Source organism: Paenibacillus sp. JNU01, assembly GCF_059130585.1.
In genome coordinates, this window is record NZ_CP169723.1 from 1,149,622 (window position 1) to 1,163,414 (window position 13,793).

The 13,793-nt window shown below is 44.2% G+C and carries 14 protein-coding genes; 3 read left to right on the forward strand and 11 right to left on the reverse strand.

Annotated features, from left to right (window positions below):
* Positions 1 to 225 precede the first annotated feature (225 nt).
* The 6 genes from NLBNIHML_RS04705 to pdhA all read right to left on the reverse strand — a co-directional run bounded on the left by NLBNIHML_RS04705 (position 226) and on the right by pdhA (position 7,082).
* Positions 226 to 714, reverse strand: a complete 489-nt coding sequence (locus NLBNIHML_RS04705; RefSeq protein ID WP_339255829.1) for a dihydrofolate reductase — start codon at positions 712 to 714, stop codon at positions 226 to 228.
* Between the two features lie 233 nt (positions 715 to 947).
* On the reverse strand, positions 948 to 1,742 hold the full coding sequence (thyA, locus tag NLBNIHML_RS04710) for a thymidylate synthase (protein WP_494353887.1): 795 nt from the start codon (positions 1,740 to 1,742) through the stop codon (positions 948 to 950).
* Positions 1,743 to 2,017: 275 nt separating this feature from the next.
* Positions 2,018 to 3,433 (reverse strand): dihydrolipoyl dehydrogenase, encoded by a 1,416-nt coding sequence (gene lpdA, locus NLBNIHML_RS04715; RefSeq protein ID WP_024630356.1) that lies wholly within the window; start codon positions 3,431 to 3,433, stop codon positions 2,018 to 2,020.
* A 3-nt stretch (positions 3,434 to 3,436) separates the two neighbouring features.
* The gene (locus tag NLBNIHML_RS04720) at positions 3,437 to 4,759 is read right to left on the reverse strand and encodes a dihydrolipoamide acetyltransferase family protein (protein WP_339234468.1); all 1,323 of its coding nucleotides are present in this window, start codon (positions 4,757 to 4,759) and stop codon (positions 3,437 to 3,439) included.
* 176 nt (positions 4,760 to 4,935) lie between these two features.
* Positions 4,936 to 5,913, reverse strand: coding sequence for an alpha-ketoacid dehydrogenase subunit beta (locus tag NLBNIHML_RS04725; RefSeq protein ID WP_339234470.1), 978 nt, complete (start codon positions 5,911 to 5,913; stop codon positions 4,936 to 4,938).
* A 101-nt stretch (positions 5,914 to 6,014) separates the two neighbouring features.
* On the reverse strand, positions 6,015 to 7,082 hold the full coding sequence (pdhA, locus tag NLBNIHML_RS04730; protein WP_017688072.1) for a pyruvate dehydrogenase (acetyl-transferring) E1 component subunit alpha: 1,068 nt from the start codon (positions 7,080 to 7,082) through the stop codon (positions 6,015 to 6,017).
* Positions 7,083 to 7,338: 256 nt separating this feature from the next.
* On the opposite strand from pdhA, the gene NLBNIHML_RS04735 reads away from it, so the two are divergent.
* Entirely contained in the window at positions 7,339 to 8,073 is a 735-nt protein-coding gene (locus NLBNIHML_RS04735) for an alpha/beta hydrolase (RefSeq protein WP_253437164.1), read from the forward strand.
* 170 nt (positions 8,074 to 8,243) lie between these two features.
* Here the strand turns inward: NLBNIHML_RS04735 and NLBNIHML_RS04740 are convergent, their stop codons facing one another.
* Positions 8,244 to 8,714, reverse strand: coding sequence for a low molecular weight protein-tyrosine-phosphatase (locus NLBNIHML_RS04740; RefSeq protein ID WP_494353888.1), 471 nt, complete (start codon positions 8,712 to 8,714; stop codon positions 8,244 to 8,246).
* 1 nt (position 8,715) lies between these two features.
* Positions 8,716 to 9,417 (reverse strand): trimeric intracellular cation channel family protein, encoded by a 702-nt coding sequence (locus NLBNIHML_RS04745; protein WP_339255833.1) that lies wholly within the window; start codon positions 9,415 to 9,417, stop codon positions 8,716 to 8,718.
* 182 nt (positions 9,418 to 9,599) lie between these two features.
* Here NLBNIHML_RS04745 and NLBNIHML_RS04750 point away from each other — a divergent pair, with 182 nt between their 5' ends.
* Together NLBNIHML_RS04750 and NLBNIHML_RS04755 are read left to right on the forward strand one after the other, a co-directional pair.
* Positions 9,600 to 10,241, forward strand: coding sequence for a thiamine diphosphokinase (locus NLBNIHML_RS04750; RefSeq protein WP_339234479.1), 642 nt, complete (start codon positions 9,600 to 9,602; stop codon positions 10,239 to 10,241).
* Between the two features lie 293 nt (positions 10,242 to 10,534).
* On the forward strand, positions 10,535 to 11,035 hold the full coding sequence (locus tag NLBNIHML_RS04755) for a C40 family peptidase (RefSeq protein ID WP_339234482.1): 501 nt from the start codon (positions 10,535 to 10,537) through the stop codon (positions 11,033 to 11,035).
* A 114-nt stretch (positions 11,036 to 11,149) separates the two neighbouring features.
* Here the strand turns inward: NLBNIHML_RS04755 and NLBNIHML_RS04760 are convergent, their stop codons facing one another.
* The 3 genes from NLBNIHML_RS04760 to NLBNIHML_RS04770 all read right to left on the reverse strand — a co-directional run bounded on the left by NLBNIHML_RS04760 (position 11,150) and on the right by NLBNIHML_RS04770 (position 13,793).
* Positions 11,150 to 11,854, reverse strand: a complete 705-nt coding sequence (locus NLBNIHML_RS04760) for a winged helix-turn-helix domain-containing protein (RefSeq protein WP_494353889.1) — start codon at positions 11,852 to 11,854, stop codon at positions 11,150 to 11,152.
* A gap of 119 nt (positions 11,855 to 11,973) precedes the next feature.
* On the reverse strand, positions 11,974 to 13,029 hold the full coding sequence (locus tag NLBNIHML_RS04765; protein WP_494353890.1) for a MoeB/ThiF family adenylyltransferase: 1,056 nt from the start codon (positions 13,027 to 13,029) through the stop codon (positions 11,974 to 11,976).
* Entirely contained in the window at positions 13,026 to 13,793 is a 768-nt protein-coding gene (locus tag NLBNIHML_RS04770; RefSeq protein WP_494354672.1) for a thiazole synthase, read from the reverse strand. The genes NLBNIHML_RS04765 and NLBNIHML_RS04770 overlap by 4 nt, the downstream gene beginning before the upstream one ends.

The window sequence follows — 13,793 nt, forward strand, 5'->3', positions numbered from 1 at the left end:
AATCTTTTACACTTTTTTACTATTTAATGCTGAATCGTATGCATAATATACATACATTTCAATCATTCATGTTATATTAATGTAATATGGATTCCATTCTAAACAAATGGCTTATTTTTTTATAAAGAAAAGACGCTGTTCACGAATATTTCGCAATCAGCGCCTCCCATCATACAACCACGACCATACAACCACGACCGAATTCAGGATTTTTATATGCCATATTTACTGTTTACGCTCATAAAATTCAAACGTATATGCGTGAACATTTTTTTCATCCTGTTCGCCTTCAATCTGGTCAATCAGTTCCCATTCAGACCAATCCACGTCGGGGAAAAACGTATCTCCCTCAAAATTCTCATGAATTTTGGTCACCACAAGACGATCTGCAAAGGGCAGGAACTCGCGATACACTTGGGAACCTCCAATTACGCACAGTTCCTCACCTTTGGTTACGCTCAGCCCTTCTTCAATCGTATGAACGATCTCAGCCTGTTCCACCTTGTAGTTCAGATCTCTTGTCACTACGATATTACGGCGCTGAGGAAGCGGCTTACCGCCAAAAGATTCCCACGTGTTACGTCCCATAATAATCGTTTTGTTTAACGTACGTTGTTTGAAAAAGGCCATATCTTTGGGTAACCGCCATGGAATCGTATTATTCAATCCGATCACACCGTTCTCCCCCATTGCCCATACCAATTCAATACTCAAGGGTAATACACTCCTTCAATCCAAGTCTCTTCTAGAGGTTGTTCAAAAAATCCACTTTTGATTACGAATCATGCCTAGCGGCATCATCAGCGTCGAAGTTGAAATTCAACCGAAATGTCCGTTGCTCACGTAGTTTGCCTACGCTCCGCTACTCCATTTCTAGCTTCATTCCATCTTCTTGTTACTGAAAACCAGACTTTTTGAACACGCACTTATCGAGATTGAACACATAATTAGACTGCAATTGGAGCTTTAATGCCCGGATGATACTGATAGTTCTCAAACTCGAAATCTTCAAACTTATAATCAAAAATCGAATCGGGCTTACGCTTGATTACTAGCTTAGGTAACGCATAAGGTTCACGCTCCAGCTGAGTTTTGACCTGATCAACATGGTTGGAATAGATGTGAACATCCCCACCAGACCAGATGAAATCACCCACCTCAAGGTCACATTGCTGCGCGATCATATGAGTTAAGAGCGCATAACTCGCGATGTTAAAAGGCAGCCCGAGGAAGGTATCCACTGAACGCATCGTAAGCATACATGATAATTTACCCTCTGCAACGTAAAACTGAAACGCAAAGTGACAAGGTGGAAGCTTCATATTATTGATCTCTGCCACATTCCATGCGCTGACAAGATGACGTCGTGAATCTGGATTATTTTTAATTGAATCAATGACTGCAGAGATCTGATCGATCTTCTCCCCATTGGGTGCTTCCCAAGTACGCCATTGTGAACCATACACCGGTCCAAGATCTCCATTTTCGTCCGCCCAGTCGTCCCAGATCTTCACACCATTTTCTTTCAGATAAGATATATTGGTATCGCCACTCAAAAACCACAACAGTTCATGAATAACCGATTTGAGATGAATTCGTTTGGTTGTTACCAGCGGAAATCCTTCGGAGAGATCATAACGGAGTTGTCTGCCGAATACGGATTGTGTTCCTGTTCCCGTACGATCTCCTTTATGAACGCCATTGTTCAGAATATCCTGTAATAAATCGAGATAGTTTTTCAAGTTGATTTCCCCTCGCATCTCTATATATGTTGCCACTCAGTTCCAGATTGGTCTGAGTTACATCATGTCTGATCATCTTAATAGTTTATCACACTGTGCACGATGGAAAAAGAGTTGAAAACACATTCAATCGGACCTATGTTTTACAACACAAAGTACATGATATAACTCTACGGAAGGCTTCTACACTCACAAAAAAGAGGCGAATAACGCGTTAGCGCTATTCACCTCTTGATATACGTATAATGCCGGACGGATCCGAAGCTTAGATGATCTTAACGGGAGATGATGTGGATCGGGTGACCCATAACCAATTCCGCAGCTTCCATCACGATTTCGCCCAAAGTTGGGTGAGCGTGAATTGTGAGAGCCAGATCTTCCAAAGTAGCGCCCATTTCAATTGCCAATCCAAGCTCAGCAATCAAGTTAGAAGCTTCCAGACCTACGATTTGGCAACCCAATACAAGGCCGCTTTCCTCGTCAGCTACGATTTTCACGAAGCCTTCAGCGTGGTTCAAAGATACAGCACGACCGTTACCCGCATAAGGGAATTTGCCTGCTTTAACTTTGTAACCTTTCTCTTTAGCTTCTTTCTCCGTGTAACCTACGCTGGAACACTCTGGATCTGTGAACACAACAGCCGGCATACATTTGTAGTCAACTACAGATGGTTGTCCTGCGATTGCTTCAGCAGCCACTTTACCTTCATAAGAAGCTTTGTGTGCCAGAGCCAAACCAGATACGATGTCACCGATAGCGAAGATATGAGGAATGCTAGTACGACCTTGGTGGTCAACTTTAACGAATCCACGCTCGTCAACGTCTACACCGATCAGGTCCAAACCAAGCTCACCATCTGTGTTTGGACGACGTCCAACAGTTACCAGCAGGTAATCTGCAGTTACTTCTTTGGACTCACCATTTACAGAATATTTAACAGTTACATCTTTATCCGTTTGCTCAGCACTTTCAGCTTTTGCACCCGTTACGATTTCGATGCCTGTTTTCTTCATGTTTTTAGCCACGAGGCTAGTCATGTCTTTATCGAAACCTGGCAGTACTGTATCCAAACCTTCGATGATTGTTACTTTCGCACCAAATTTGGAATACATTTGACCAAGCTCAGCACCGATATAACCGCCACCGATAACGATCATGCTTTTTGGTACTTCAGGCAAGTTCAGAGCTTCTGTTGAAGACAGAATGCGTCCGCCAAACGGGAAAGGTTTCAGTTCGATTGGACGGGAACCTGTTGCGATAATTGCATTTTTAAATTTGTAACGCGGAGACTCGTGGTCATTGAATACACGAGCTTCGTTTTCATTGATGAACATGCACTCACCGTTGAAAACTTCAACTTTGTTGCCTTTGAGCAGACCAGCTACGCCGCCAGTCATTTTCTTAACAACGCCGTTTTTGAACTCTTGAGTTTTGCTGAAGTCCACTTTCACGTTCTCAGCAGAGATACCAAAAGCTTCACCGTGAAGTGCAGACTCATATTGGTGTGCAGCAGAGATCAGGGCTTTGGATGGAATACATCCACGGTTCAAACAAACACCGCCCAGTTCGGATTTGTCTACGATCAATACGCTTTGGCCCAGTTGAGCAGCGCGGATGGCAGCTACATAGCCGCCAGGACCCGCACCAATTACTAATGTGTCGATATTGAGAGAAGCGTCGCCTACTACCATATCTTACACCTCCATAACAAGCAGCTCAGGGTTAGCGAGCAGCTGTTTAATGTAATTCATAAAGTTTTGTGCTGTTGCGCCATCGATGATACGGTGGTCAAAGCTCAGGGAAAGAGCCATTACAGGTGCTGCAACTACTTCGCCGTTTTTGATCACTGCTTTTTCGCTGATGCGTCCTGTTCCGAGAATAGCAACTTCAGGGAAGTTAATGATTGGAGTGAAGAACATACCGCCAGCAGAACCGATGTTACTGATGGAGATTGTGCTTCCTCTCATTTCATTCGCGCTCAATTTGCCGTCACGTCCACGAGCTGCCAGATCACGGATTGAATCAGCGATCATCCAGATGGATTTGCGATCAGCATCTTTGATAACAGGAACGATCAAGCCGTTGTCTGTATCTGTTGCGATACCGATGTTGTAGTATTTTTTGTAGACAATTTCGTTAGCTTCTTCATCAATCATAGCGTTCAGAGCAGGGAATTGGCGGGAAGCCGCAACCAGTGCTTTAACGATGAATGGCAGATAAGTAACTTTTGTTCCTTTTTTCTCTGCAATAGGTTTCATACGAGTACGGAAAGCAACCAATTCAGTTACGTCCACTTCGTCCATGATTGTAACGTGAGGTGCTGTGTAAGCCGATTTAACCATTGCGTTAGAGATCGCTTTACGGATACCTTTGAATGGTACGCGCTCTTCTTCAAGGTATTGTTCACCTGCAGCCGCTGCTGGTGCTGCGGATTTTTTCTCTTCTTGAGCCGGAGCTTCGGAAGATGCCGCTGCGGAAGAACCGCCACCGTTTTTGAAGGATTCAACATCTTCTTTGGTTACTTTACCGTTGTTGCCAGTACCGTTAACCTGAGCGATGTCTACACCTTGTTCGCGAGCAAATTTGCGCACGCTTGGCGTTGCCAGAACGTCTTTGGCAGGTACTGCCGGAACGCTGTTGTTTCCGCCTTCTTTAGCTGAATCCGAGCTGGAAGCTGCTGCAGAAGAACCGCTAGTATCAGCTCCGCCTTGAGCTGCATCTTTCTCTTGCTCGCCTTGATCGCCAGCAGGAGCGTCTTCTTGCTCAGGAATTTCACCTTCTGCATCAATGATGGCAACAACTTCACCAACGTGGCAGACTTGACCGTCTTTAGCGAATACTTCAGTCACTGTTCCGTTAACCGGACAAGGTACTTCAACTACCGCTTTGTCGTTCTGTACTTCCATGATGATATCATCGTCAGTTACTTTGTCCCCGACTTTGATGTGCATCTTGATGATTTCGCCTTCGTGAAGGCCTTCGCCTAGTTCAGGGAATTTATATTCAAATTTAGCCAACTGAAAAACCTCCTTGATTATGTGCTCAATCCTGAAAACAACCCTTAACTCCAAGAACCAACTGTTACTGCTAATGCAAATAACTGTTACTCAAGGGGCTAATGGCTGTTTACAGTGCAGCCTGCGCTGCGGTGTGAATCACCATACTGCGCCTTGCGGCATGTCAGATGATTAGATTAGAAATTCACGACTTTGTTAACCGCAGCAACGATACGTGCCGGGTTAGGCAGCCATGTATCTTCGATTTGTGCAAAAGGATATACAGTATCCGGACCAGCTACACGCAGAACCGGTGCTTCCAAGTGCAGGATTGCTTTTTCATTGATTTGGGCAATAACTTCAGCTGCAACACCTGCGCTCTTTTGAGCTTCCTGTACAACAATTGCACGGTTTGTTTTCTTAATAGAAGCAACGATGGTATCGATGTCGATCGGGCTAACCGTACGAAGGTCGATAACTTCAACGTTGATACCTTGTTTTTCGAGTTCCTCTGCTGCTTTCACAGAAGTATGAACCATCATACCGTAAGTGATGATCGTTACATCGGAACCTTCACGAACAACGTTCGCTTTACCCAATTCAACAACGTAGTCTTCTTCAGGAACTTCTGCACGGAAAGCATGGTACAGGTTCAAGTGCTCCATGAAGAATACAGGGTCATTATCGCGAATAGAAGCGATCATCAAACCTTTTGCATCGTATGGGTTAGAAGGAACAACTACTTTGATACCTGGTGTTTGCGTGAGCAGACCTTCCAGGGAATCTGTATGCAATTCTGCCGCTTTTACACCGCCACCGAATGGTGTACGGAATACGATTGGAGAATTGTATTTTCCACCGGAGCGGAAACGCATACGAGCAGCTTGCACTACCATTTGGTCAAGGGCTTCGAAGATAAAACCAACGAATTGGATCTCAGCAACCGGACGGAAGCCTTGCACACCCAGACCTACAGCCAAACCGCCAATAGCGGACTCCGCCAGTGGTGTATCAAACACACGCTCTTCGCCAAACTCTTTTTGCAGACCTTCCGTTACACGGAAAACGCCGCCTACATTACCTACGTCTTCACCGAAAAGCAGAACGTTAGGATCACGTTTCAACTCCACGCGAAGCGCATCACGGATTGCTTCTTTCATGTTCATTTGTGCCATTTGCTTCATTTCCTCCTTAAACATTGACAGTTCACATTTGAATTCGTACATGTATACCGGGACATTAAAGTCGCGGATGTTTATGCTTTATCGGAAAAAACTTATTGGAAATCAGCTTTTTGCTCTTCCAAGTGCTTAGGCGTTTGTTCGAACATGCTGTCGATCAAGCCCGAAATCGTCATTTTCTCGGTTTTTTCCGCTTTTTTGATTTCTTCATTTACTTTAGCTTTTGCTTCTTCTTTCACACGTGCTGTATCTTCTTCAGTCCAAAGACCTTTTTTCTCCAGATATTTAGCGAAACGTGCGATAGGATCTTTAGCAGACCATTCAGCCTCTTCTTCTTTTGTACGATACTTGGAAGCATCATCCGAAAGGGAGTGAGGGCGGAAACGGTATGTTACTGCTTCGATCAATGTTGCGCCTTCTCCGTTACGTCCGCGTTCAGCAGCTTCCTGAACAGCTTTGATAACAGCGAAGATGTCCATACCATCAACTTTAACACCTTTGATCCCTGCTGCTACCGCTTTGTGAGCGATGGACAGAGCTGCTGTTTGTTTAGCAAAAGGAGTTGTGATGGCATAACCATTGTTTTGTACGAAGAAAATTACAGGCAGTTTGTATACACCAGCGTAGTTCAGACCTTCATAGAAGTCACCTTCAGAAGAACCGCCATCACCTGTGTACGTGATAACAACTTGTTTTTGTTTCTTCAATTTGTAACCCATAGCGATACCCATTGCATGCAGAATTTGTGCACCAATGATGATTTGTGGCATCAATACATTAACGCCATCTGGAATTTGTCCACCATGTTGGTGTCCACGGGAGTACAAGAATGCTTGATAAAGAGGAAGTCCATGCCATACGAGTTGCGGAATGTCACGATAGCCAGGACATACAAAGTCTTCTTTTTCAATTGCAAATTCACTACCAACCATTGTAGCTTCTTGACCAGATACTGGAGCATAGAAACCAAGACGACCTTGACGGCCTAGGTTTACTGCACGGTCATCCCAAGTACGGGTAAATACCATGCGGTACATAATTTCTTTTAATTGATCATCGGAAAGTGTAGGCATCATGTCTTTGTTAACAATTTCGCCGTCAGGAGACAGCACGGACAGAGCTTCTACATCCTCTGTATACACTTCATAAGGAACCTTGCTCATTTTTTTCTTCACCTCAACAAAAAATTTGAATATCAAGTTCCGCTGTTATAATATTATTATACACCTGTTTCACTCCATACGTCAAAGAAATCCGTAATTTTTTTATGTTTCCTGTCGGATTGTATGTATAACAGGGGCTTAATATTGGTATAACAGCATAATACATGATTGCGTGTTTGACCTAACCCCGCACAAGGGTAATCTTACCGTATTGCGCGGTCGAATGCAAAAAATTAACCGAGAAAGGTGACGTTTTATGACGGATTCCCGCTATTTGAAACGCACGATTGTGAAGGAAGAGATTGAAAGTCGCTATCTCGGAGAGAAGCGAACGCTCCGTATTTATCTTCCTCCGGGCTATAACGAATTACTTAGCTACCCTGTCGTATATTGTCAGGATGGTGAAGAGTTTTTCAATTTCGGTCGAATTGCCACAACAGCTAACCGAATTATTTTGGACGAAGGAGCTGAACCTTTCATTATTGTAGGTGTTCAGGTCGATGTGTCTGTAAGAACGCAGGAATATGCTCCATTCGGAGATCGGTTCAAGGCATATACCGCTTGCTTCGCTGAAGAGATTATTCCCTATATAGAAGAGAAATATCCTGTGCGCCGTTCTCCGCAGGAACGTATTCTTGCCGGAGACTCGCTAGGTGGCAGTGTTTCGCTTCATCTTGCTCTGTTATATCCGGATCTGTTCACACGTGTAATCAGCATGTCCGGTGCCTTCTATTCTGCTTCTCAAGAAATCTATGCTGCAGCCGAAGATCTGTCCTGGCTCTCGATCTGGATGATCGTTGGTTTGCAGGAAACTGCATTCAAGGCAGACACAGGTACATATAATTTCGTTCAATTAAACCGGGATACGCGTGATTTGCTGGAAAAACGTGGCGCTCTCGTCTCCTATCAGGAGAAAGACGGGAACCACCAATGGGGTTTTTGGCAGAATGAATTGCCAGATGCATTGTTATATTTTCTTCAGGAAAGATAAAAATAAATTGGATCACTTCAACAGGCGGCTGAAATGCCGCTTTTGTTTTGCGCCATAATGATACCGCTTACAATTGTAATCTAAAAAGAAGCAGGATTCCCTGCCTGGTTAAATGCCCACTCCTGCTTCTTTGTCCGATTACAAGTGAAATATCAGTTCACGTTTAGTTACTAGGCTATGGAATGTTCCTTTTTAATCTTACTCAACAGAACGTCGCAGCCTGCGCTAACCAACTCGTACACCTCTTCAAAATTGCCAGTGTAGTACGGGTCAGGTACTTCCCTGAGTTTTTCCTCCGGAAGCATGTCCATAAACTTGATGATTTCCGCCTCAGCTCCGCCTGGAACGTTGCGTACATTATCTGCATTCGAATTATCCATACACACAATATAATCAAATTGATCAAAGTCTTCGCTGGCGAATTGTCTCGCTGCCATGTTGGCATAAGAAATCTGGTATGAATCCAGCAATTTTCGAGTCCCTTCATGCGGAGGTTTACCAACGTGCCAGTTCCCCGTACCCGCTGAGTCCACACGAATCTGTTGTTCAAGCCCATTCTCCAGGACTTTGTGGCGAAGAACTGCTTCAGCCATAGGTGATCTACATATATTGCCCAGACATACAAATAAAACGTGAATCATATTAATCCCCCTTGCTTAACGTACCTTGAAGTACCGACGATGTTGGCTGTGTTACAATGCTTTCCGGCTGAGGACCGATGTTTCCCGTCTCGGATGGCACCAGCGAACGGCGTGGCAGTTTCCATTTATAATGTACAGAACACATTCGGAAAAACACAACAGCCGCGAAACATAACAATAATCCGGCATTCGTTGTTAACCAGCCCATACCTATGACAAAACCGGCTGTCATTGCCCATACAGCATAGATTTCATCTCGCAATACAAGCGGCTTGCGCCCTGCAAGCACATCACGAATAACGCCCCCGCCAATCCCTGTCATTACAGCCGCTACAATAACTGCGCTAATAGGATGTCCCATGTTTGCAGCGTACAGTGCACCTTGGATTGCAAATGCTGCAAGTCCGATTGCATCAAACAACGCCTCTGTTCGCTTCCAGTGACTAATCCACTTAAGAGGTAATATAAACGCAATCGCTACAGATACTAAGGCCAACATAATTAGTGATCCCTGGCTCCAGAGTGTAGTTACAGGTATACCTATAAGTACATTCCGAATAATTCCGCCTCCGAATGCCGTGACAAGTCCCAGCACAAGTACACCCAAAATGTCATACTCCTCTTCCATTGCCACGAAAGCACCGGACATTGCAAATGCGATGGTGCCTATAATACTGAATACTTCAAAAATGTGTAAGTCCAACCTGTTCAAACCTCACTTTTCAAGTCATCTCCATGTCGCTCTACCCATTGTATCCGCGAGCACTGAAATTGTGCAACCACATTTTGTGGATTATACTGGTTTGGTGAATATATTTGTACAGTTTCCTACAACATATCTGAACAACGAACTATTTTTCTTTGAACTAGGAAGGATGAAATAAAATGACGGTGAAACGGATTGTTATATTTACAGGCGGAAATCTATCTCCGGAATTACTTCAGGAAATACGTGATGATGACATGATCATTGCGGCTGATCGCGGCGCATTATTTTTAATTGAACACGGCGTTCAGCCTCATATTGCAGTTGGTGATTTCGACTCTATCTCCGAAGAGCAACGTATAATTGTTAGTAACAACAGCACAAAGTTCATTACATGCGACCCTGTTCATAAAGATCTTACCGATACGGAAATGGCTTTTGAAACAGCGTTAGATCACGAACCTTCTCACATTCTGATGTTAGGCGCTACAGGTACTCGGATGGATCATACACTCGCTAATGTACATATTATGGTTCGTGCAATGCAGCATCATATCTCATGTGTAATTCAGGACAAGCATAACTATATGACTCTGACAACTTCCAAAGCTGTAGTTGAACACCGTGACTATAAATATGTTTCTTTACTCCCCTTAACTCATGAAGTTACAGGAATAACACTGGAAGGTTTCATGTATCCGCTGAATCAAGCGACTATTCGCATGGGCCAATCCCTTGGCATAAGCAACCAACTTCTAGGCGCTTCAGGTACCGTCACTATCGATAGCGGCCTACTACTAATCATTCAAAGCAAAGATTAAATGTATCCGCATGGCATTTTAATTATTACGTTTTTGTAACCAATGATTTCGATCATAAAATAGATTCATACACAACAAAGACCCTTGAGATTCAAGGGTCTTTTCTATTTCATCTTTATTTATTATTCGTCAATGATTAATTTTTTGACATTTTTAATTATATTTTAATAAACATACCCAAACCATTGTGGCGCAAGGGATTACACATGCCCATCCAATTTCTAGGCTGTTACAAAGCTGTTATACTCGCTCTAGCAACTTAACGAAAACGAATTTTGGAGGTACTAACTAATATGAAAACAAACATCTTTGTCCAAAAGGCCGTAACCGTCGGGTTGTGCGCTACACTAGGTTTTGGAGCTGTATTAATGACTAACGCCCCTGTCGCACAGGCAGCAACTGCATCTGTGTCCACAGGTCAACAAATTGTTAACTATGGTAAAAAATTCACTGGAACTCCATATGAATTTGGTGCTTCAACAACAACAACCAGAGTTTTTGATTGCTCTTCCTTTATGAAATATATTTTCAAAAAGTATGGTGTAGACTTGCCACGCACTTCCGTGAAACAATCTAAAGAAGGTAAAGCTGTATCCAAAGCTAATCTGCGTGTTGGTGATCTTGTATTTTTCTCCAGCGGTAGCCGTTCTACAGGCTCCAACGTTACTCATGTAGGCGTATATGCAGGTGACGGAAAGATTCTGCATACGTATGGATCTCCAGGCGTAACGATCTCGGATCTGAACTCCGGTACTTGGAAAAGAACTTACGTTAAAGCTCGTCGTGTACTCTAGAACCGTTTATAGTTCATATTTAATCAGTAAGGGCCGGATAATATGATCCGGTCTTTTCTTTTACCCTTTTTTCACCACACTTTAAACTGGAGATTCATGGAATGGTTGAAATTTCTAAATTTTATCATGAAGCATATAGCCGATCCCACGCACAGTATGAATCAGCTTCACACTTCTTCCCTTATCTACCTTAACCCTCAGATGTTTGATATACACGTCCACAACGTTCGTATCCATGGCATACTCATACCCCCACACTTCCCTTAAAATATCACTCCGGGTACATGCTTCATTCACATGCAACGCCAGAAATTCCAGCAATTCGTACTCTTTTGGCGTTAATGTTAGGTACTCACCCGCACGATTTACCCGCCTTGAACGTAAATTCACTTTAAGATCATGAACTACAATCACTTCTTCACTCTCCTGCGTTGCATTCGCAAAAACACGCAATAGATTTCGTATTCTGGCTAGCATCACGGTCAAGTGAATGGGCTCCTCCATCACGTCATTAGCTCCGTAATCCAGCCATTCCACGATGACCTGAGGAGATGCATTTGAAGTAATAACCAGCAGAGGGATCACCTGTCCGCTCTCTATCCAACGTTTCAACTCTGATTTCTGATCCTGGTTAAGGTGTGCATGCTCCTCTTCCCGGTCTACCAGGATGATCAGGTTAATATGCTGCAACGAAGGCTTGACGGATTGGTTTAGTTCAGAACACTCCATTCGTTGCACCTCATACCCTTCAGCACATAAAACGTCGTAAATAAGGCTAACCTGCTCTCCTGCTCCAATCAGCAAAATGGCTGTTTTCACTGTTTTTCACCCGGCCTGTCTCTATCCCCGCCGCTCGTAGCAGTGGTTGGTACAGTTAGCATGCCGTAAAATGAAAAAGTCCATTCCCTCAAGGGAACAGACTTTGTTTCTTTCTTGCTTTAACCAAAGTAACGATGAACGAGAGTACGCGCTTCAGCTGTATCTTTTGTTCCGTGCACGAGAACACGTCCATCCTGGAATACGACCATTCTATGAGCTCCTGTTGTAAAAGAAACCAGAAACGGATTGGATTCCACTTTTCCTTCTTCAAGTCTGCTCAAGCGATCCGCCGTTTGTTGAAGATTCAAATTCATGCGCCGTGCAGGGCGGATCTGAACGGTATCCCTTCCACACAACACATCGGTTTTTTCCAGATTGGACGCAGAAAGATATGGATACGTTGCCGAAGCACCGCATGAAGGACAGTCTTGCTTTTTCGCACCATCCACATTGATGGATATGTATTCGTTCCTCCACACGTCAAATGACAACAACTTGCGTCTCAATGCATTCTCATTGCCACTAAGCAGCTTCATCGCTTCTGCTGTCTGATTCGCCGTTACCATTTGTACCGCTTGTGGAATGATGCCAGACGTATCACAGGTATCTCCACCCAGGGGGACTTCACCCAGCAAACAATTTAAACATGGCGTCTCTCCAGGCATAAACGTATAGGTGATGCCGTAACTCCCCACGCATCCACCATAAATCCAGGGAATACGATGCTTTTGTGCCATATCATTGATGAGTAGTCGGGTATCAAAATTATCCGTTGCATCCATGATCAAGTCTGCATGCTGAATGAGTTCTTCCAGTTCATCTACCCTGACATCCAATACCTTTCCTTCCACATGAACCGTGGAATTAATGGCAGATAAACGTTTTTTCGCAGCCATCGCTTTCGGCATCCGTTCAATTGCGTCCTGCTCTACATATAATTGTTGCCGCTGCAAATTACTCCACTCCACATAATCACGATCCACGATCGTTATGTGCCCGACGCCTGAACGCACTAACGTTTCGGCAATTCCTGTTCCGAGTGCGCCAGCGCCTACAATTAAAACTCTGCTGTCCTTTAATCTGTCCTGGCCTTCCTTGCCAAGTGGCGCATACCTTTCCTGTCTGGAATACCGGTCGGCCTGCTCGGAGGAAATTGATTGTTGTTGATCTATCATGTATGAACCATTCCTTCCACCGGACTACTGGCCGCTGCATAACGCTTCACAGGAATCATGCCTGCCTCATATGCCAGTCTACCTGCCTCTACACCCATTCGCATCGCTCTAGCCATATTCACCGGATTTCCTGATCCGGATACTGCTGTATTCAACAATACACCATCTGCACCAAGTTCCATGGCATAAGCAGCATCTTTTGGAGAGCGCAACCCTGCATCCACAATCACAGGCACAACGGCCTGCTCAATGATGATCTCAAGATTATAGGGATTAATGATGCCTCTACCTGCTCCGATGGGAGAAGCGCCAGGCATTACGGCATGTACGCCAAGCAATTGCAGCCTTTTGGCCAGAATGACATCATCTGAAATATAAGGCAATACGGTGAAGCCCTTTTCAAGCAAAATTTCGCAAGCCTTGTACGTTTCAATCGGATCTGGGAGCAATGTCTTTCCATCTCCGATGACTTCGACTTTTATCATATCACAAAGTCCCGAAGCCCGCGCAAGCTCGGCGATCCGCACTGCCTCTTCCGCAGTGGAAGCCCCGGCGGTATTCGGAAGAAGCGTGTATTTATCCAGATCCAATGTATCCAGGAAATGCTTCTGGTTACGTTCCTCCAGATTCAGACGACGAACAGCAAAGGTTAAAACTTCCGTTCCAGAAGCATCCACAGCCTGACTCTGCACTTCAAAATCCGAAAACTTGCCTGTTCCGAGCAATAATCTGGACTCAAACGTATATTTACCAATGTTCAACAT